This window comes from Floricoccus tropicus, assembly GCF_001832905.1.
GTDB lineage: Bacteria > Bacillota > Bacilli > Lactobacillales > Streptococcaceae > Floricoccus > Floricoccus tropicus.
Genome location: NZ_MKIR01000002.1, coordinates 51,470 through 72,274, shown reverse-complemented (window position 1 = coordinate 72,274; position 20,805 = coordinate 51,470). Strand labels below are relative to the sequence as shown.

21 protein-coding genes are annotated in these 20,805 nt (G+C 33.1%); 14 read left to right on the top strand and 7 right to left on the bottom strand.

Annotated elements, in window-relative coordinates; all coding sequences use genetic code 11:
• Window positions 1-81: 81 nt before the first annotated feature.
• From BG261_RS01885 to BG261_RS01875, 3 genes are all read right to left on the bottom strand, one after another.
• A complete protein-coding gene (locus BG261_RS01885; protein WP_158007167.1) occupies window positions 82-570 on the bottom strand; it encodes a VanZ family protein in 489 nt (162 codons plus the stop codon).
• Between the two features lie 251 nt (window positions 571-821).
• The gene (locus BG261_RS01880; RefSeq protein ID WP_070791503.1) at window positions 822-1,760 is read right to left on the bottom strand and encodes a 2-dehydropantoate 2-reductase; all 939 of its coding nucleotides are present in this window, start codon (window positions 1,758-1,760) and stop codon (window positions 822-824) included.
• 110 nt (window positions 1,761-1,870) lie between these two features.
• Entirely contained in the window at window positions 1,871-3,754 is a 1,884-nt protein-coding gene (locus BG261_RS01875) for a heavy metal translocating P-type ATPase (protein ID WP_070791502.1), read from the bottom strand.
• Between the two features lie 229 nt (window positions 3,755-3,983).
• On the opposite strand from BG261_RS01875, the gene BG261_RS01870 reads away from it, so the two are divergent.
• Window positions 3,984-4,301 (top strand): ArsR/SmtB family transcription factor, encoded by a 318-nt coding sequence (locus tag BG261_RS01870; RefSeq protein ID WP_070791501.1) that lies wholly within the window; start codon window positions 3,984-3,986, stop codon window positions 4,299-4,301.
• Window positions 4,302-4,321: 20 nt separating this feature from the next.
• On the opposite strand, the gene coaA is transcribed toward BG261_RS01870, so the two are convergent.
• Window positions 4,322-5,242 carry a type I pantothenate kinase gene (coaA, locus tag BG261_RS01865; RefSeq protein WP_070791500.1) on the bottom strand — a complete coding sequence of 307 codons (921 nt, stop codon included), beginning with the start codon at window positions 5,240-5,242 and terminating at the stop codon, window positions 4,322-4,324.
• A gap of 96 nt (window positions 5,243-5,338) precedes the next feature.
• Here coaA and BG261_RS01860 point away from each other — a divergent pair, with 96 nt between their 5' ends.
• The 11 genes from BG261_RS01860 to BG261_RS01810 all read left to right on the top strand — a co-directional run bounded on the left by BG261_RS01860 (window position 5,339) and on the right by BG261_RS01810 (window position 15,888).
• Complete coding sequence (locus BG261_RS01860) at window positions 5,339-5,890, top strand: GDSL-type esterase/lipase family protein (RefSeq protein ID WP_070791499.1); 552 nt, start codon at window positions 5,339-5,341, stop codon at window positions 5,888-5,890.
• Complete coding sequence (locus BG261_RS01855) at window positions 5,891-6,490, top strand: class I SAM-dependent methyltransferase (RefSeq protein ID WP_070791498.1); 600 nt, start codon at window positions 5,891-5,893, stop codon at window positions 6,488-6,490.
• Entirely contained in the window at window positions 6,480-7,763 is a 1,284-nt protein-coding gene (locus BG261_RS01850) for a pyrimidine-nucleoside phosphorylase (RefSeq protein ID WP_070791497.1), read from the top strand. Before BG261_RS01855 ends, BG261_RS01850 begins: the two co-directional genes overlap by 11 nt.
• Before the next feature lies 1 nt (window position 7,764).
• Entirely contained in the window at window positions 7,765-8,430 is a 666-nt protein-coding gene (gene deoC, locus BG261_RS01845; RefSeq protein ID WP_070791496.1) for a deoxyribose-phosphate aldolase, read from the top strand.
• Window positions 8,420-8,818, top strand: coding sequence for a cytidine deaminase (locus BG261_RS01840; protein WP_070791495.1), 399 nt, complete (start codon window positions 8,420-8,422; stop codon window positions 8,816-8,818). The genes deoC and BG261_RS01840 overlap by 11 nt, the downstream gene beginning before the upstream one ends.
• Before the next feature lie 114 nt (window positions 8,819-8,932).
• Window positions 8,933-9,985, top strand: coding sequence for a BMP family lipoprotein (locus BG261_RS01835; RefSeq protein ID WP_070791494.1), 1,053 nt, complete (start codon window positions 8,933-8,935; stop codon window positions 9,983-9,985).
• A 233-nt stretch (window positions 9,986-10,218) separates the two neighbouring features.
• Window positions 10,219-11,277 carry a BMP family lipoprotein gene (locus BG261_RS01830; protein ID WP_070791493.1) on the top strand — a complete coding sequence of 353 codons (1,059 nt, stop codon included), beginning with the start codon at window positions 10,219-10,221 and terminating at the stop codon, window positions 11,275-11,277.
• Between the two features lie 162 nt (window positions 11,278-11,439).
• On the top strand, window positions 11,440-12,963 hold the full coding sequence (locus tag BG261_RS01825) for an ABC transporter ATP-binding protein (protein ID WP_070791492.1): 1,524 nt from the start codon (window positions 11,440-11,442) through the stop codon (window positions 12,961-12,963).
• A 30-nt stretch (window positions 12,964-12,993) separates the two neighbouring features.
• Window positions 12,994-14,058: an ABC transporter permease gene (locus tag BG261_RS01820; RefSeq protein WP_070791491.1), complete on the top strand. Its 1,065-nt coding sequence runs from the start codon at window positions 12,994-12,996 to the stop codon at window positions 14,056-14,058.
• Window positions 14,058-15,014: an ABC transporter permease gene (locus BG261_RS01815; protein WP_070791490.1), complete on the top strand. Its 957-nt coding sequence runs from the start codon at window positions 14,058-14,060 to the stop codon at window positions 15,012-15,014. Before BG261_RS01820 ends, BG261_RS01815 begins: the two co-directional genes overlap by 1 nt.
• A 94-nt stretch (window positions 15,015-15,108) precedes the next feature.
• The gene (locus tag BG261_RS01810; protein ID WP_070791489.1) at window positions 15,109-15,888 is read left to right on the top strand and encodes an aminoglycoside adenylyltransferase domain-containing protein; all 780 of its coding nucleotides are present in this window, start codon (window positions 15,109-15,111) and stop codon (window positions 15,886-15,888) included.
• Between the two features lie 40 nt (window positions 15,889-15,928).
• Here BG261_RS01810 and BG261_RS01805 read toward each other — a convergent pair whose 3' ends face one another.
• The 3 genes from BG261_RS01805 to BG261_RS01795 all read right to left on the bottom strand — a co-directional run bounded on the left by BG261_RS01805 (window position 15,929) and on the right by BG261_RS01795 (window position 19,154).
• Entirely contained in the window at window positions 15,929-16,909 is a 981-nt protein-coding gene (locus BG261_RS01805; RefSeq protein ID WP_070788491.1) for an L-lactate dehydrogenase, read from the bottom strand.
• Between the two features lie 242 nt (window positions 16,910-17,151).
• Window positions 17,152-18,801: an Rqc2 family fibronectin-binding protein gene (locus BG261_RS01800; protein ID WP_070791488.1), complete on the bottom strand. Its 1,650-nt coding sequence runs from the start codon at window positions 18,799-18,801 to the stop codon at window positions 17,152-17,154.
• Window positions 18,802-18,803: 2 nt separating this feature from the next.
• On the bottom strand, window positions 18,804-19,154 hold the full coding sequence (locus BG261_RS01795; RefSeq protein ID WP_070791487.1) for an iron-sulfur cluster biosynthesis family protein: 351 nt from the start codon (window positions 19,152-19,154) through the stop codon (window positions 18,804-18,806).
• A gap of 128 nt (window positions 19,155-19,282) precedes the next feature.
• On the opposite strand from BG261_RS01795, the gene BG261_RS01790 reads away from it, so the two are divergent.
• The gene (locus BG261_RS01790; protein WP_070791486.1) at window positions 19,283-19,777 is read left to right on the top strand and encodes a hypothetical protein; all 495 of its coding nucleotides are present in this window, start codon (window positions 19,283-19,285) and stop codon (window positions 19,775-19,777) included.
• A 3-nt stretch (window positions 19,778-19,780) separates the two neighbouring features.
• Window positions 19,781-20,773, top strand: a complete 993-nt coding sequence (gene trpX / locus BG261_RS01785) for a tryptophan ABC transporter substrate-binding protein (protein WP_070791485.1) — start codon at window positions 19,781-19,783, stop codon at window positions 20,771-20,773.
• The last annotated feature ends 32 nt before the right edge of the window (window positions 20,774-20,805 follow it).

Below are 20,805 nucleotides of genomic sequence, written 5' to 3'. Positions count from 1 at the left end.
ATTATATTATATGTTAAAAATTAGGTTATGTATATAAAAATAAAAACAAAAAATTCCTTGAATTAGACAAGGAATTTTAATTTATTTGATATATGACTTTACTTTTTTACCTAATGGGCTTATAGCTATAAGGGCACCAATTATATATCCCAAAACATTTGTTATTATATCTCCAGTATCAAATATTCCTAGGCTAAATACGTATTGGCAAATTTCAACAGCGGTAATTGATAAAGTTACTAAAAGTAGATTCTTACAATTAAGTTTTACTATAAATCCAAGTGGAACGAGCATAAAGATATTAAGAATTGATACAATTTCTCCATACTTTATGTAAGTTAAAGTGTTAAATGGATCTAAATCAAAGCCACGCACACCTATATTTTTCAAAAATAAAGCGTAGAAGAGAAACATAAAATAGAAGATATAGAGGATTATAATTGTCCATTTTGGTATGTATCTTAATAAGATAACTTTAATTATTGCGTATAAAAGAAAGGCGAAGGCAATAATTATTAAAAGATTTATCCATAAATCATTATCGGTTACGAATCTTGGCATTATGCGCATACTCAGCTCATAGATATATAATCTAAAAGCTAATAAACTTACTATCATACATGCTGTGAAAATTAAAATATTTTTAAAAATTTTATTCATAAGATTTCTGTTAGTTTTTATTATTACATTCAATAAGCTACATTTTTTTTAAAGAACTAATTTTAAAAGTCCTTGTTTTTATAGTTTCACATATAATTTATAGCGTTGTTTTTCAAAAAAGAGTGAGATATTAACCAAAAAATGAACGAAAAAATTATTATTTATTTCGCGTCTAATAAATCTTCTTTTGCATGAATTAAATCAGTTAAAAAGTCACAATATGGAGTTGGAATACCGTACTTAGTCCCTTTGCGTGAGATTGCCCCATTTATGTAATCTATTTCAGTTTTACGATGATTAATAATTAAGTCTTGATACATTGAAGGATAATGATTCCCAAGTTTATTAATATCATTAAACTCAAGAATTTTATCATAAATATAATCCAAGTCTAGATTAATATTTTCAAAGTCAGCAACTGCTCTAAATTCTTCCATTATTTTCCAAATCATGGTTTTTGAAGTAGAGGTTGCTCCTACTTCATTCATATTTCCATCAAGTAATGTACACAATCCATTCATTGTACCATTAACACAAGCTTTTTGATAAACAGAAAATTTAATGTCATCAGAGTACTTAGCATTAAGTCCAGCAGAAGATAAAGCTTCAGCTATTTCATTGGCTTCTTTTTCAAATCCAGGAACAATATTTTGAAGTTCTAATGCACCTGTACCGAATAATTTTACCTTTCCAGGACCAGTCATACCAGCTGTCCATACGGTATTTCCTAGATAAATATTTTCTGCAGGTAAGTATTTATCAATGACATCTTCGTGACCTAGACCATTCAATAAACAGAGAATCTTAGTCTCCTTTGAAATTATAGGTTGTAGGTCCTTCATCATTTCATCAAGTTGCATTGCCTTTGTAAAAACTATTATTAGTTCAGCTTTGCTATTGATATCAAGATCTTTTTGATTGTAAATTGGAATTTGAATATTGAATTCTTGTCCATTGTAGTTAACTTCTAATCCATTTTCTATTATTGCATTAATGTGATCTTGCCACCCATCAATTAAGCTAACTTCATTACCTGCTTGATGAAGCATAAATCCAAAGCGACTTCCCATGGCACCAGCACCAGCGATAAAAATTTTCAATTTAATTCTCCTATTCTTTTAATTATTATATATTTTTTTATAAATTTATTCTATGTATATTTCGTTTATTATTAATAACAAAAAACACGATTTTTCAACCGTGTTAAATCTTAACTTTTATAGTCTTTACGCATAATCCTTAATGTATTCATTACAGCTAAGAAGGTAACTCCAACATCAGCGAATACTGCTTGCCACATGCTTGCAATTCCAAAAGTTGAAAGAATCATAAATAGTGTTTTTACACCCAGTGCAAAGATGATGTTTTGCATGATGATTTTTCTTGTATATCTTGAGATTTCAATCGAAGTAGGTATTTTTGAAGGTTGGTCTTGCATTATTACTATATCAGACGCTTCCACAGCTGCATCTGAGCCAAGTCCGCCCATTGATATACCGATATCAGCAAGTGTTAGTGCAGGAGTATCATTTATACCATCACCAGTAAAGGCAATTTTTTTCTTCTTAGAATGAGATTCAGCTTTTAGTTTTTCAAGAATTGCTACCTTATCTTCTGGAAGAAGGTTAGCATGTACTTGTGTAATTCCCAATTCCTTGGCGACTATGTCGGCAACAGCCTTATTATCCCCAGTAAGCATTACAAGATTTTGAATTCCCAAATCCTGAAGTCTTTGAATGGCCTTTTTAGCATCGGGTTTAATCTTATCAGATACTGTGATTACTCCTTGATATGTACCATCAATAGCTACATAAACTAAAGTTCCACTTGACGCTTTTTCAGTAATCTCAAGACCTAAAGCCTTCATAGCTTTCATGTTTCCAACAGTTACATCACGACCGTCAACTTTTGCTTTTAAACCGTGTCCTGCGACTTCCTCTACTGAAGAAAGAGTAAATTCAGTCAGATCAGCTTCATTATATGAAAGGATTGATTTGGCAATTGGATGATTCGAATTTTGTTCAACAGCGGCAACTAGCGCTATGAAATCATCATCTGACATTTGAGATTGATTGTCGATATTTGTTACTTCGAAAACCCCTTCTGTCAAAGTACCAGTCTTATCAAAAACAACTGTATCTAAGTCATTTAGTGCTTCAAGAAAATTACTTCCTTTGATAAGTACACCATTTTTAGATGCTGAACCAATTCCTGCAAAGAATCCAAGAGGTACTGATATAACTAATGCACATGGACAAGAGATAACTAGGAATGTTAATGCTCTACCAATCCATACTGACCATGATTGTCCAAAGAATAGTGGAGGAATTACTGCAAGTAGAAGAGCTGCAAGAACTACAACTGGAGTATAGTAGTTAGCAAATTTGCTAATGAATTTTTCAGTTGGTGCTTTAGACTCGCTTGCATTTTGAACTAATTCAAGAATTTTTGCGACTGCAGAATCTTCGAAAACTTTTGTTGCTTTAACTTCAATAACACCTTCTTGGTTAACAGAGCCACCAAGAACTTGATCACCATCAGTAACAGTTACAGGAACTGACTCGCCAGTAAGAGCAGCAGTATTAACACTTGATGAACCAGAAATAACTAAACCATCTAGTGGAATTTTTTCACCAGGTTTAACCAAGATAATGTCATCAATTTTTACGACACTAGGATCAACTGTTTGCCAATCATTGTTAACTTTTAAATGTGCAAACTCAGGTTTGGCTTCTAAAAGATTTGATATTGAGCGTTTTGAACGATCAACAGCCATATCTTCAATAATATCTCCGATTTCATAAAGAACCATAACAGCAATCGCCTCAGGATATTCACCAATCAATAAAGCACCGATGGTAGCAATTGACATAAGAATATTTTCACTGAAGAAATTACCAGATTTAATATTTTTCCAAGCCTTACGAAGCACTCTTTGAGCAGATACAAGATAGGCAATTAGAAAAATTATTGTGCTAATTAGCGGTTGGCTTCCTCTAAGGAACATAGCAATAATAGTTAGTACGATACTAATAACTATTAGAGTCATTTTCTCCCTTGCTTCTTCATCAAAGTGTAAGTTAAATTTTTTCATTTATATATTCTCCATACATGATATTTATTTCATATGTAAATAATATCATATGTATGTTTTTTGTCAAGAAAAAACTTATTCTTTTAAGAAAAATAACATTCTTTAAGTTCTATTCCACAAAATATTTTTCCTATAACCTATAATTATGGTAAAATATATGGAAAACAAAATTAATATTAGTCTAGATTAAATATAAATTTAGCTAAAATAATAGACAAGGTGGTAGAACATGTCTGAAATAAAAAAAATCAATCAAGATGTACTTGATGATGCTAATAAAATTTTTAAATTATTGGGTAATCCTGTAAGACTTCAAATTCTTTATATCCTTTCACAGGAAAAATTAAATGTAGGAAATATTGCTGAAATTTTAGAACTTGAACAATCAGCAACTTCACATCAACTTTCGCTTTTGAAAGAAGCGCAATTAGTTACATCAGAGCGTGATGGAAAATCAATTTATTATCAATTAGATGATAACCATGTATCTCATATTATTGAGGATACTCTTAAACACGTAGAGCATAGTCAAAAACATAAAAAATAAGACAGCCATAAGGTTGTCTTTTAATATTTCTTCAAATATATTTTATCAATAAAATGATCGTCACCTTTATGAATGATTACATCAGCACGATTCCTTGTTGGTTTTATATATTCCTCAAGGTTAACTAAATTAACATCCCGCCAAGTATTTTTAGCAAGTGCAATCACATCTTCAAACTTCCACTTAGTAAATTGATAGTAGTAGTTTGATGGATCATCTTTTGCAAGTGCAAGTAAACTATCAAAGCGTTCAAGATACCATTTTTCAATATTTTCTTCGTTCGCATCTACATAAATAGAAAAATCAAAGTAGTCACCAATATACAGTTGGTCATTTTGAGGGCTTTGGAAGACATTGATACCCTCAACGATTAAAATATCAGTATTATCAATAACAATTTTTTCGTCAGGAACAATATCATAAGATTCATGTGAATAAACAGGAGCTTCAGCAGTCTTTCCACTTTTCACTTCATATAAAAAGTTTGTAAGTTTCTCCATATCATAAGATTCTGGAAACCCTTTACGATGCATAATACCTTTTTCTTTCAATACATCATTAGGATATAAGAATCCATCAGTCGTAATAAGATCAACCTTAGTATGCTTAAAAACACGGCTAAGTAAAGTTTGCATCAGACGTGCAGTAGTGCTTTTCCCAACTGCTACACTACCAGCAATACCAATAATAAGTGTTGGAGCCTTTGAAATTTTTTGCAGAAAAAGTCCCTTAGAAAAGCGCATATCTTCAATATTCTTCTTATAAATACGAAAGAAATGAACAAGAGGCAGATAGACATCTGTTACGTCTTGCATATTAATTTGGTCATTTAAAGAACGAATATTTTCAAGCTCTTCCTCAGTAAGGGGTGGAATGTTATTTCTATATAATTCTTGCCATTTTTCACGGCTAATTTCATCAAAATTTATTAGTTCATTCATAATACAAATATAATAACATAAAAAAGCGTTTGCAATCAAAAAATTGTGTTAGAATGTAATAGAATGCGTGTTTTATTTTTGTTTTTTGGAGGCAAGATGAAGAAGATATCAATATTTGGAGATTCAATTTCGACAGAACCTATACTTAAATGCCTGGTGGAAAAGAAACTCAGTGATAAAAGTATAGATGCAAAAGTAGATATTTTTGCAGTTCCTGGTGAATCAAGTAAAGATGGTCTGAAAAGATTATACCAAGTTGTTCAAGGTGCTTATGATTATAATATTGTATTCTTTGGAGCTAATGACGCAGCTCTCCATTATAATGTGAGCCCATCTGAATTTGTCGAAAATCTGCAAAGAATTGCTTCCACTCTAGGGCAAGATAAAACATCAATAGTTACTGTACCTTACTTAAATGAAAAACTAACAAGCAAGTACAGAAGTAATGAACAAGTCGCTAAATATGTAGAGGCAGAAATTAATGCCTTTAAGGATAGCCCAGTTAATATTATTGATTTAAATAAGGCTATGTGGCAAACAAAAAATCCTAATAAATTAATAATTGATGATGGCCTACATTTCACTGAAGCAGGCTATCAATTATTAAGCGATTTAATTACTGAAAATATTAGAAAGAAGGTTGAGTAATTGGCTAAAATGTACTATGATGAAAATCCTGATGCTAAGCATGATATTCATCAACTTAATATCAAATTATTAGATATTCCTATGACATTCCTAACAGATAGTGGAGTATTCTCAAAAAAACAAATTGACTTTGGAAGTCGAGTTTTACTTGAAAATATTGAAATTGAAGCAGGACAAAGTCTTTTAGATGTAGGTTGTGGATATGGACCAATCGGTCTTACTTTAGCTAAGAAATTTTCTGCTATTCCTACATTGATAGATGTTAATAATCGTGCTCTGGAACTTGCTCAAAAGAATTCCGTTCAAAACCAAGTCGATGCTAAGATTTATCAGTCAGATGTATATAACAGTTTAGAAGATGATAAATTTGACCATGTGATTAGTAACCCACCGATTCGTGCCGGTAAATCTGTCGTTCACTCTATAATCACTGGAGCCTATGACCATCTTAATGATGGGGGTGACCTTACTATTGTTATCCAGAAGAAGCAGGGGGCACCGAGTGCTAAATCACGCATGGAGGAAACTTTCGGAAATGTTGAGATTGTGGCTAAGGATAAGGGATATTATATTTTAAGGAGTGTTAAAGATGACTTATAGAATGGTTGACCTAATTCAAAAAAAACGTGATGGGTTAGAATTAGATAAAGAGGAGATTTACTGGATTGTGAATGGCTACGCAGCTGGAACAGTTCCAGATTACCAAATGTCAGCATTCGCTATGGCTCTATATTTCCAAGGAATGACTACTGAAGAAACAACAAACTTAACAATGGCTATGGTTGGCACTGGTAAGCAAGTTGATCTATCTTCTATTAAAGGTATCAAGGTAGATAAACATTCAACAGGCGGCGTAGGAGACAAGGTTTCTATCATTTTGGCACCTTTAGTTGCATCATTTGATGTACCCGTTGCTAAAATGAGTGGTCGTGGTTTAGGACACACGGGTGGAACAATTGATAAGCTTGAGTCTATTACTAATTTCAAGACTGAACTGACTGAAGAAAAGTTTATCCAACAGGTACAAGACCTTGATTTAGCAATAATATCTCAAACCGATGACCTAGTTAAAGCGGATAAACTTCTTTATGCCTTACGTGATGTTACGGCAACCGTTGATATTATCCCTCTAATTGCAAGTTCAATTATGAGCAAGAAAATAGCTGCAGGGGCTGATGCGATTCTTTTAGACGTTACAGTTGGTGAAGGCGCATTTATGAAGACGATCGAAGATGCGCGTGTTTTAGCATCTACTATGGTTGAGCTTGGAAAAGCAGTGGGGCGTGATACGATAGCAGTATTGACCGACATGCAACAACCACTAGGTATGACAATCGGAAATAAACTCGAAATCATTGAATCAATTGAAGTTATGCAGGGGAAAGGTTCGGAAGAATTAACTGAATTTATCTGCCATTTAGCTAAAATTATGCTAAGCCTAGCTGGTCTTGAAAAAACTGGGGCAGAAATTCGAGAAAATCTTGTATCAGGTGCTGCACTTAAGAAGTTTGAAGAGCTAGTGGCTGCGCAAGGTGGGGTTGTTGAAAATATTTATGAAATAAATCCAACTAAACACTCATACGAATTTAAGGCTGATTTATCTGGCTATATAGAAACATTACCAGCAGATAAATTAGGAATCCTTGCAATGAAAGCGGGAGCAGGACGAGCTACAAAATCAGACAAGATTGATTTTGATGCAGGAATTGTTCTTAATAAAAAAATTGGTGACCAAGTAGAAGAAGGAGAAACAATCTTTACTATCTACTATAATAATGATCTTGCGACTTCTGAAATTGAAGAATTGAAAAATCATATAAACATAGGAAATCAAAAGAAAGAAATAAAAGAAATTTTGGAGATAATTAAATAAAATGACTAAATTAAACAAATATATCGACCATACAATCCTTAAAGCTGATGCTGCTAAAGAAAAAGTTGATCAAATCATTGACGAAGCAAAGAAATATGACTTTATGAGTGTATGTATCAATCCAACTTGGGTTGAATATGCAGCCAAAGAATTAAATGATTCTGACGTTAAAGTTTGTACAGTCATCGGTTTTCCTTTGGGTGCAAATACTCCGGAATTAAAAGGATTTGAAGTAAAAGACGCAGTAGCAAACGGTGCTGACGAAGTAGATATGGTTATTAACATTGGTGCCCTTAAATCTGGTAATTTAGATTTAGTTGAGCGTGATATTAAAGCAGTTGTGGATGCAAGTGGGGAAGCCTTAACAAAAGTAATCATTGAAACTTGTCTATTAACTGATGAAGAAAAAGTTACAGTATGCGAAATCGCTAAAAAAGTTGGAGCAGATTTTGTAAAAACATCAACTGGATTCTCAACAGGTGGAGCTACAGTAGAAGATATAGCTTTAATGCGTAAAACTGTTGGTCCAGATATGGGTGTAAAAGCAAGTGGTGGAATATATTCAGAAGCTGATGCACAAGCAATGATTGAAGCAGGTGCGACTCGTATCGGAACAAGTGCTGGAGTAGCGATAATGGAAGGTGAAAAAGCTAAAGATGGATATTAAGAAGCTTCAAGATGTAGCTGTTAATGCAAGTAAAACAGCATATGTTCCTTATTCAGATTTTCAAGTAGGAGCAGCATTACTTACAATTGATGGAAAAATATTTGAAGGTTGTAATATTGAAAATGCATCTTTTGGACTGACTAATTGTGCTGAAAGAACAGCAATTTTTAAGGCAATTAGTGATGGCGAAGAAAAAGGTGATTTTGTTGCTCTTGCAGTATACGGTGAAAAAGCCGTAAAACCTATTTCACCATGCGGAGCATGTCGACAAGTCATGGCAGAATTCTTTGATAAGGATTTACCTGTTTACTTGATCTCTAAACATTTAGAAGTGAAGAAAACAACCGTAGAGGAACTTCTTCCTTATCAATTTGATGAATTGAATTGATATTTTTCACCCTTTAGGTAAATTTATATTGTCATTTTACAATATCTATAATATAATGGACGATTGTAAGCATAATTATGCGTATAGAATCAAATAAAGGTGGTTTATTATTAAATGAACAAAAAAGTTTTAGGTTTTGGACTCTCAGCAGTTGCTGTATTATCACTTGTTGCGTGTGGTTCACGTGACAAATCTTCTAGTGATAAAAAAGGTGATACTGATCTTAAAGTAGCAATGGTTTCAGATACTGGTGGTATTGATGACCGTTCATTCAACCAATCTGCATGGGAAGGTTTGCAAGCTTGGGGTAAAGAACATGGATTATCAAAAGATAATGGTTTTACCTATTTTCAATCAAATACTGAATCTGAATTTGCTAACAATTTTGAGCAAGCAGTTTCTAGTGGCTATAATTTAGTATTTGGTATTGGATATAAGCTTACAGATGCTTTGACTGAAGCAGCTAATAATAACAAAGATACAAAATTTGTTATTATTGATAATGTAGTTGATGGGAAAGATAATGTTGCAAGTGCAACTTTTGCTGACCAAGAAGGAGCATATCTAGCGGGTGTTGCTGCGGCAAAATCTACTAAAACAAATAAAATCGGATTTATCGGTGGAGTTGAGAATGTTGTAATCAAACGCTTTGAAGCAGGTTATGTTTCTGGGGCAAAATCAGTAAATAAAGATATTGAAGTAAAAGTTGACTATGCTGCAAGTTTCTCTGATGCTGCAAAAGGTAAGACAATTGCAAGTGCACAGTATGCAACAGGGACAGATGTCATCTTCCAAGCTGCAGGCGGTGTTGGTAATGGTGTTTTCTCTGCTGCCAAAGCTGAAAATGAAAACAAAAATGAAGCAGATAAAGTTTGGGTTATCGGTGTAGACCGTGATCAAAAAGACGAAGGAAATTACAAGTCTAAAGATGGAAAAGATTCTAACTTTGTACTTGGTTCTACGATTAAAAAAGTTGGACAAGTTCTTCAAATTGTAAGTGATGAAACTGTTGATGGTAAATTCCCAGGTGGTAAACATACTGCATACGGAATAAAAGATGGTTCAGTTGATTTTGCCGAAACTAATCTAAATGATGAAGCAAAAGCTGCAGTAGCTGATGCTCGTACTCAAATTAAAGACGGAAAAATAACAGTTCCAGAAAAATAAAATCATAAATAAACCCTTGATACTACAGTATTTAAGGGTTTTATTGTACAAAACAATTAAATTAATAAATTTTTAACGTTCGGTTTTTGGAGTTTTGCAAACACTTACAGTGTTTTTAAACTTAAGAATATGTTGAAAATATGACCTAAATATATTATAATTTGTATGAAAAGTGATTACATAAGTAATTATCTCAACTAAAAAAATAGAAAAAATGGAGGCTTCATTTTATTATGAACAAACGTGTTTTAGGTACTGGACTTGCAGCAGTTGCTGTATTGTCACTTGCGGCTTGTGGTTCTCGTGATGCTAAAGATTCAGGTAGCAAATCTGAAGGAAAAACTGATCTTAAAGTAGCAATGGTAACTGATACTGGTGGTGTTGATGACCGTTCATTTAACCAATCAGCTTGGGAAGGTATGCAAGCTTGGGGTAAAGAACATGATTTAAGTAAAGATAAAGGTTTTACTTACTTCCAATCAACAACAGAAGCTGATTTCTCAAATAACTTTAATGAAGCTGTTTCAAATGGATATGGATTAATCTTTGGTGTTGGATACAAGCTAACTAAAGCTGTTTCAGATGCAGCAGATGATAATAAAGATACTAAATTTGTATTGATTGATGATGTTATCGAAGGTAAAGATAACGTTACAAGTGCGACTTTTGCAGATAATGAAGGTGCATATCTTGCTGGAGTTGCAGCTGCTAAAACAACAAAAACTAATAAAGTTGGATTTATTGGTGGTGTAGAAGGACCTGTAATCACTCGTTTTGAAAAAGGTTTTGTTGCTGGTGTTAAATCAGTAAATAAAGACATCGATATTAAAATTGATTACGCAGCAAGCTTTTCAGATGCCGCTAAAGGTAAAACTATTGCAGCTGCTCAATATGCAAGTGGAATTGATGTAATTTATCAAGCTGCTGGTGGTGTAGGTAACGGAGTATTCTCTGCTGCTAAAGCTGAAAATGAAAGCAAAAATGAAGCTGATAAAGTTTGGGTTATTGGTGTAGACCGTGACCAAAAAGATGAAGGAAACTACAAATCTAAAGATGGTAAAGATTCTAACTTTGTACTTGGTTCAACAATTAAAGGTGTTGGCGCTGTAGTTAAAAACCTAAGTGATGAAACTCTTAAAGGTAACTTCCCTGGTGGAAAACACGAAGTATTTGGTATTAAAGATGGATCAGTTGAGTTTGCTGAAACTAACTTAAACGATGATGCTAAGAAAGCTGTTGATTCTGCTCGTACAGAAATTAAAGAAGGTAAAGTAGAAGTACCTGAAAAATAATTATTTTAATTAAAATAAATTAAAAAAACGAGAGTTCTTCTCTCGTTTTTTTAAATTTATAGTGATTACAAATATAAGGATTTTTGATATAATTAATGATATATATGTTATTCAATATGAACTTATTTTATTTATGTAGGAAAATTATGAGGACAAAAATTAATGACTGAAAATGTTATTGAAATGCGAAATGTCACAAAGGTATTTGGCAACTTTGTTGCAAATGATAATATCAATCTGACACTTCGTAAAGGAGAGATTCATGCCCTTCTTGGTGAAAATGGTGCGGGTAAATCAACATTAATGAATATGTTGGCTGGACTTTTGGAACCTACAAGTGGTGAAATATTAATTAATGGCAAAGTCGAAAATATCGATTCACCATCAAAGGCTACAAAACTTGGAATTGGTATGGTCCACCAACATTTTATGTTGATTGACGCTTTTACAGTTACTGAAAATATTATACTTGGTGACGAAAATACTAAGGGACTAGTTTTAGATACAAAGGATGCTGCAAAAAAAATAGAAGCCCTTTCTAAGCGCTATGGATTACAGGTGACACCTAATGCCTATATTAAAGACATTGGGGTTGGACAGCAACAAAGGGTTGAGATTATCAAGACTTTGTACAGAAAAGCAGATATAATTATTTTTGATGAGCCTACAGCTGTATTAACTCCTGCAGAAATCACTGAATTGATGCAAATTATGAAAGAACTTTCTAAAGAAGGAAAATCAATAATTTTGATTACTCATAAGCTTGATGAAATTCGTGAAGTTGCTGACCGTGTAACAGTAATCCGTCGTGGTAAAATGATTGATACTGTTAGTGTAGAAGGTAGAAGTAATAAAGAGCTTGCCGAGATGATGGTAGGGCACAGCGTTTCATTCAAAACTGAAAAGAAACCTGCTCAACCTAAAGAAGTTGTTCTGGAAATTGATTCATTAGTTGTTAATGAAAGTCGCGGTGTACCAGCTGTTAATGACTTAAGTTTACAAGTTAGGGCTGGTGAGATTGTTGGTATAGCAGGTATTGATGGTAATGGTCAAAGTGAACTGATCCAAGCAATAACTGGGTTACGTAAGGTTGAAAGTGGAGTAGTCAAAATTAAAGGTCAAGATGCAACTAACCTCACTCCACGAAAGATAACCGAAATGGCTGTTGGTCATGTTCCTGAAGATAGGCATCGTGATGGACTTGTTCTTGACATGACATTGGCAGAAAACATTGCCCTACAAACTTATTACAAAGAACCACTTAGTAAAAACGGTATATTAAATTATAACAATATAAATTCACATGCAAGAAAACTTATTGAAGAATTTGATGTTCGTACTGCAAGTGAAGTTGTACCAGCAAAAGCATTATCCGGTGGTAATCAACAGAAAGCAATCATCGCACGTGAAATAGATTTAAATCCAGATTTACTAATTGTAAGTCAACCGACGCGTGGACTTGATGTTGGTGCAATTGAATATATCCATAAACGTTTAATTCAAGCACGTGATGAAGGTAAAGCCGTACTTGTTGTTAGCTTTGAACTTGATGAAATTCTAAATGTTTCTGATAGAATTGCTGTAATCCATAGTGGTAAAATTCAAGGAATCGTAACTCCAGAAGATACCGATAAACAAGAACTTGGTATTCTTATGGTAGGTGGGAAAGGAGGAGAGGCTAAGTAATATCTCTTCCGAGATTTAGCCAAAATAATTATGAAATCATTAGATTTAAAGAAAATCTTAGTACCAGTTTTAGCAGTATTGTTTGGGTTTGCATTTGGAGCAATCATCATGTTAATATTTGGATACAATCCTTTGTGGGGCTATGAAGATTTATTAAATTCTGCATTTGGTACTACACGAAGTGTTGGTGAAGTGTTTAGAACTATGGGTCCGTTAATTTTAACTGCACTTAGTTTTGCAGTAGCAAGTCAAGCTGGACTTTTCAACATTGGTATGAGTGGACAAGCATTGTGTGGATGGGTAGCAAGCATTTGGTTTGCTCTATCATTCCCTGATATTCCAAGACCTCTCATGATTCCTTTACTAGTTATAGTTGGTATGATCGCAGGTGCGCTTTCCGCAGCTATTCCAGGTATTCTTAAAGCTTACTTAGGGACAAGTGAAGTTATCGTGACTATCATGTTAAACTATGTTTATCTATTTATCTCAACATACCTAATTCATTATATTTTCAATCCAAAAATTCTTGCTGAAAAAGATTCAACTATTCAAGTAAGTAAAAATGCAACATTTAGAACTAGTTGGCTGTCATCTATGACAAATAACTCTCGTTTAAATATAGGTATCTTTATTGCAATAATTGCTATCATACTTATTTACATCCTAATTACTAAGACAACACTTGGTTTTGAAATTCGTTCAGTTGGTTTGAATCCATATGCAAGTGAATATGCAGGTATGTCGAGTAAACGTATCGTAGTAAGTTCGATGCTTATTGCAGGATCTTTATCTGGTTTAGGTGGAGCTGTTGAAGGTTTAGGAACTTTCCAAAATTTCTTTGTCCAACCAACTAGTCTATCAATTGGTTTTGATGGAATGGCCGTAGCACTTTTGGGACAAAATAGTCCACTTGGAATCCTTTTCTCTTCGTTCTTATTCTCAATACTTAAAGTAGGAGCACCAGGAATGAACAAGACGGGTATTCCTCCTGAAATTGTAAGTGTAGTAATTGCAAGTATCATCTTTTTCGTTGGTATTAAATATGTTATTGAAAAAATTGTACCAGACTTCAAGAAAAAAGGAGGTAAAGCATAATGAGTTTAACTACAATGCTACAATTATTAGTATCTTCAATGTTAATCTATGCAACTCCTTTAATTCTAACAAGTTTAGGTGGAACTTTCTCTGAACGTGGTGGGGTAGTAAATGTTGGTCTTGAAGGAATTATGGTTATGGGTGCATTCTCATCAATCGTATTTAACTTAACTTTTGCTTCTCAACTTGGGAAAGCTACTCCTTGGATTGCTTGTTTAGTTGGTGGTGCAATTGGAATACTATTCTCATTAATTCACGCCCTAGCATCAGTATCACTACGTGCAAATCAAATTATCTCTGGTACTGTAATTAACCTTATGGCCCCAGCATTATCAGTCTTCCTTACTAAAATTCTTTACAAAAAAGGGCAAACAGATAATATCAATCAAAGTTTTGGGTATTTTGATTTTCCAGTTCTTTCTAAAATCCCTGTTATTGGACCGATTTTCTTCCAAAAAACTTCATTAGTTGGATATGTTGCAGTATTAATTTCATTTATTGCATGGTTCATTCTATTTAAGACACGCTTCGGATTGCGTTTACGTAGTGTCGGTGAAAATCCTCAAGCAGCTGATACACTTGGTATCAACGTTTATAAAATGCGTTATGCTGGAGTCATGATTTCAGGTTTCCTTGGAGGCTTAGGTGGAGCAGTATTTGCTCAGTCAATTTCAGTAAACTTTAGTGGAACAACAATTGCAGGTCAAGGTTTCATCGCCATGGCAGCAATGATATTTGGTAAGTGGAATCCGATAGGAGCAATGCTTGCCAGTCTATTCTTTGGATTATCTCAAAGTTTATCAGTAATTGGTGGACAACTTCCATTATTCTCAAATATTCCAATTGTTTACCTACAAATTGCGCCTTATGTATTAACAATAGTAGTACTTGCGCTATTCTTAGGTCGTTCTACTGGACCAAAAGCTAATGGTATCAATTATATCAAATCAAAATAAAAAGATTTTGATAAATATTTTGGCAGTGCGAGCACGCACTGCTTTTTTTCTATCAAAATGTTATAATGGTTAAAAAATATAGAGGAAAGAATATATGAATTTTGATAAAAATACTAATAAATTACTAGAAAATATTATAATTTCATCGAAAAACATATTAAAAGAAAATCTTCTTGGCATATATCTACATGGCTCTACAGTACTTGGTTCTTTTAACCCGTCAATTAGTGATCTTGATTATATAATTGTAGTTAATAAAAAATTATCAACTTCTGTTAAAGAAAAAATAATGCAGGATGTAATTGAAAAACTTTTGCCTTTAGCACCTAGAAAGGGTTTGGAATTTCATATTTTACTTGCTGAAGATTGTAGAAAAGTAATTGAAGAAGAGATGGAATTTGATTTTCATTTTTCTGATTATCATTTAGAAAATTATTTAAGCAATCCTTTGAAATATATTGAAGAAATGCATGGAGTTGACGGTGATTTAGCAGTTCACATTGCAGTGATTAATCAAAGTGGAAAAGCATTATATGGACCGAGTCCAAAAGAAATTTTTTCAATAGTGTCTAAAGATATTTACTGGAATTCAGTTTTAAGTGATATAGCCGAAGCTGAGATTTCAATTATTTCTACACCAACATATACAATTTTAAACCTTTGTCGAAGTTTGGCTTTTAGGAATACTGAAAAAATATTTTCTAAGGTAGATGGTGGTAGATGGATTTTAAATAATATTACTGATATTAGTGAAGAGTTTAAGATATTAATTTTATCAGCCATAAATGAATATGAAGGTCAAGATGCATGCTATAGCGACGGAAGTCTTGTTTTATTTGCAAAATATATGCTAGATCAATTAAATATACAATAAAAAAACTTCCCCAATGGAGAAGTTTTTAGTTTCTTAAAAATTAGTTTTTAACTGCAGAAGCGAATTCTTCCTTGCTAAATGCTTCATCAATAATTGCTTGAAGTTGTTTAGCAGAAGCTTCCATTTTTTGTCTTTCGCTATCGTTAAGTGGGATATTAACTGGACGAACTACACCGTGAGCACCAACTACAGCTGGTTGACCAAGATAAATTCCTTCAACACCGTATTGACCATCTTGGAATACAGAAAGTGGAAGTACTGAGTTTTGGTCTTCAAGGATTGCTTGAGTAATACGAGCTAAGGCAACAGCGATACCGTAGAAAGTAGCACCTTTCTTTTCGATGATTGAATAAGCTGCATCACGAACTGAGATGAATAGATCAACTAAACCTTGTTCGTCGATTCCTTTGTTATCTTGTAACCATTGTTCTAATTTAACACCAGCAACGTTTGCATGAGACCAAACTGCAAATTCTGAATCTCCGTGTTCACCCATGATGTATGCGTGTACGCTACGTGCATCAACACCAACTTTTTCAGCAAGTGCTTGACGGAAACGAGCTGAGTCAAGTGAAGTACCTGAACCGATAACTTTTTCTTTAGGGAATCCAGAGAATTTCCAAGTAGAGTAAGTTAAGATATCAACTGGGTTAGCAGCTACTAAGAAAATACCATCAAATCCACTTTCAACGATTTTTGTAACAACATCTTTGTTGATACGTAGATTTTTTTCAACTAGGTCAAGACGAGTTTCACCTGGTTTTTGAGGAGCACCAGCAGTAAGAACTACTAAGTCAGCGTCATGTGCATCAGAATAATCAGCTGAGTAGATTTTTTTAGGTGAAGTGAAAGCTAATGCGTGGCTTAAGTCTTCAGCATCTCCTTCAGTTCTTTCTTTGAAAATATCAACAATACCAAGTTCTTGAGCAATTCCTTGATTTACAAGAGCAAATGCGTATGATGAACCTACAGCTCCATCACCAACAAGAATTACTTTTTTGTGTTGTTTACCATCAGTCATTTTATAATCTCCTCTATAAATTAATATGTATGGCCAAACGACCATCAAACATGTTAATTATAACACTTCCGACTTTTTTTGTCATTTAAAAATAGCCATATTCTGTGAATATTTTCAGTAACTTTCAATGAAAATTTCACTATTTGTGTTTTTCTGTACTAATCAAATTAAAAAGTATTGCAACAAAAGATCCAGTAATAATTACGAGACCTTTTAATATCCTTTTTATAAATTGTATCCTTTTATTTTGATACTTTCATTTCTTTAATTTTATCCTCATCTGGAGTTACACGGATGGTCTTTTGTCCAGTATAGGTAACAAATCCGGGAGGAGTACCTGTAGGTTTATTTAGTTTTTTGGTTTCAATCATATCAACTTGAACTAAATTAGACATTCGGGCTTTTGAAAAATAAGCTGCAAGCATTGCTGCTTCAGTTATAACATCATCACTTGGGTTATGATTATCTTTTAAGATAACGTGACTACCAGGAATATCTTTAGCATGGAACCATAGATCATCTTTTCGAGCAATTTTAAAGGTCAACTGTTCATTTTGTAGATTATTTTTCCCAACTAAAATAACACTGCCATCACTTGCAATATATTTTTCTGGTTCTTTTAATTTTTGGCGTTTATTATCACGGCGTTTAATTTTAATATAACCAGTTTGGATTAATTCTTCTTTGATTTCCGCTATTTCAGATAAATCTGCTTGTGCAAGTGAATTTTCAACTGACTCTAAATATTGAATTGTCTGTTTGGTCTGTTCAATCAATCCATTTAAATGTTTAACAGCCTGTTTTAATTTTTGATAGCGGTGGAAGTAACGTTGAGCATTTTGATTTGGTGTCAAAGCCTTATTAAGGGGGATAGTTATTTTTTCGTTTGTGTAATAATTATCAAGTTCTACGCTATCTTGATTATTTGGAACATCATGTAAAAACGTAGTTAGCAATTCACCTTTTTGCCTAAAGTCTTCAGCATTATCAGTTGCCGCTAATTCCTTTTCTTGCTTTTTGAGTTTTTGGCGATTCTTTTTAAGTTCGTTATCTACTTTTCGAATTACTTCACTTGCTACTTGTCTAACACGATCACGTTCAGCTTTATCAGAATAGTAACTATCCAGAAGTTCCGAAAGATCATTAAACTCAATATAGTCATCAGATAATTTAACAGCAGAGAAAGTATCAATTTCTGAATAAATAGAAGGAACCTCAGTGCCTAAAAAATTTCTGAAGGATTTGATTTTATTGTTTGATTCAATATTTTCACCCAAAGCTTTAGCAGTGTCTCTAGACAATCCTTGAAAAACTTTTTGTAGATTACTCTCAGTATGGAGAATATCAAATAATTTTTCATCACTTACAGTGAATGGATTAATTTTATTGTCACTTGGTGGCGCAATATAAGTACTACCAGGTAAAATTGTACGATAAGCATTTTGAGAAAAACCGACGTGCTTTATTGATTCTAAAATCTTATTCGAAGTTCTGTCTACTAATAAAATATTAGAATGTTTTCCCATTATTTCACAGATTAATGCAATCTGCATAGCATCCCCAATTTCATTCTTACTTGCAATTTCGAAAATAATTTGGCGATCATTTTCGACTTGCTTAATATCATTAATCAATGCACCACTAAGATATTTACGCAGAATCATGACAAATGTTGTTGGAGTCTGAGGATTCTCAAATATAGTATTTGTTAACTGAACACGTCCAAAAGTCGGATGTGCTGAAAGTAAAAGTTTATGAGATTTTCCGTTATTTCTAACAGAAAGTACAAGTTCCTTATCAAAGGGTTGATTTATTTTTTGAATTCTTCCACCTACAAGATTATCTACAAGTTCAGTAGTCATGTAGTGAAGAAATACTCCATCAAAAGCCATTTTTATTTATTCCTAAAATCTTTTATTTCAAAACTAAGATCAATATTCTCATAATCTGATTTGAGAACAGCCTTACCATTTTCGAGTGATAGTTTCATTTTATCAGAAAGATAAGTCCTTGAGTAGTCTTTAAAAGGTAATTGACCAATATTACTATCCATGATTCCATTATATATGTCAGATTCAAAACCTGGATCAACAATCAGAAGTCTAAAATGTGTACCTAAGCTACAAGTCCCTGCAATTGAAAATGGACCAGCACCGTCATCTGTATCAAAGATTAGCTTTCCATCTTTGTTACCTTTTAAATTATTTATCTTATTTTGTACATTTTCATCAATTTCTAAATACATAATATGCCTCCATTCCTATATATTTTAACACTTTATAACTATTTCTTCTTGTGAAAGATCTTATTTTTAGGTATAATTAAGAAATCAAAATACTTTCTGAAAATTTTTACAGCTAGGAGAAAAGGAAATTGGATTTTGTAGAAAAAATTAAGGGAATTTCCAGAGAAACATGGATTGCTCTGGTAGCGTTGGTTATTATTTTCGCATCTATTGCACCTATTATTCACAAAAGTGTTCGTGCTGAGCAGACAGACTTAGTTAAATATGTGGCAACAAATGATAAGATTAAAGATATTTCTGATAAGGATGTAGGTAAATATTTATCAGAAAATTTAGCTACAACGATTATCTTTGTTGATCCAAGAAACAGCGATCTAAATAAAGATCTATTTAAATATATATTAGAAAGTAATGGTAATACAAAGTTAAACCGTGAGATTTTCATTTATGAAGAGATTTATCCGACTACTTTTCTAAATAATTTAAAATTGGATATGAATGATAAAATACCAGTTGTCTTCTTTGAAGGAAATAAGAAAACAAAAGTAGTTAATCTTGATAAGAAAACAAATCTAAAAAAGGATTTTGCTAATATAATTAACAAAATTTCAATGGGAGAATAGTTTATGAAAAATAAAAAATTACTTATTACTATTGTTGCTCTTGTAGTTATCATAGCAGGTGCGATAGTTGCGCCTAAACTTTCTGGTGATAAAAAAGATAAGCCAGTTGATTCTAAAAATTTACAAGTTGGTGTGCTACAATTTGTAACTCATCCAGCACTTGATGAAATTTATAAAGGTGTACAAGATGGTCTTTCTGATGAAGGTTTTAAAGATGTCAAAATTAACTTTTTAAACGGCGAAGCAGATCAAAGTAAACTTCAAACTATGAGTAAGGAACTAGTTTCTCAAAAGAATGATGTTTTAGTTGGTATTGCTACCCCATCAGCTCAAAGTTTAGCAAATGCGACTGATTCAATTCCAATTGTTATGGGAGCTGTGAGTGATCCTGTTGGAGCAAAATTGGTTTCTGATCTTAAGAAACCTGATAAAAACGTTACAGGTGTATCTGATAAATTCCCAATTGATAAACAATTAGATTTAATGCGTCAAATTTTACCTGAACTTAAAACTGTTGGCGTGCTATATTCAAGCAGCGAAGATAACTCTAAATCACAAGTGGCCGAATTTAAAAAAGCAGCAGAAGCTGCTGGAATTCAAGTTGTCGAGTATGCTGTACCTTCAACTAATGAGATTACTTCGACAGTTGAAGTAGCAGTTGGTAAAGTTGATGCAATTTATACTCCAATGGATAATACTATTGCAAGTGCATTTCCTACTGTGATCAGCGTTGCCAATAAAGCTAAAAAACCTGTTTTTCCAAGTGTTGATACAATGGTTGAACAAGGCGGGCTTGCTGCTGTTGCAATTAATCAACACGACTTAGGAGTTGCTACTGGAAAAATGGCAGCTAAGATTCTTAGAGGTGAAAAAGTTGTTGATATTCCAGTTGAAGAGTTCAGTCAAGTAAAACCAATCATCAACGAAAATGCAGCTAAAGAATTAGGAATTACTATTCCTGATAGTGTTGCAAAGGATGCTGACAAGGTTAAATAATAAACTTACGACTCGTGACTTTAAATCACGAG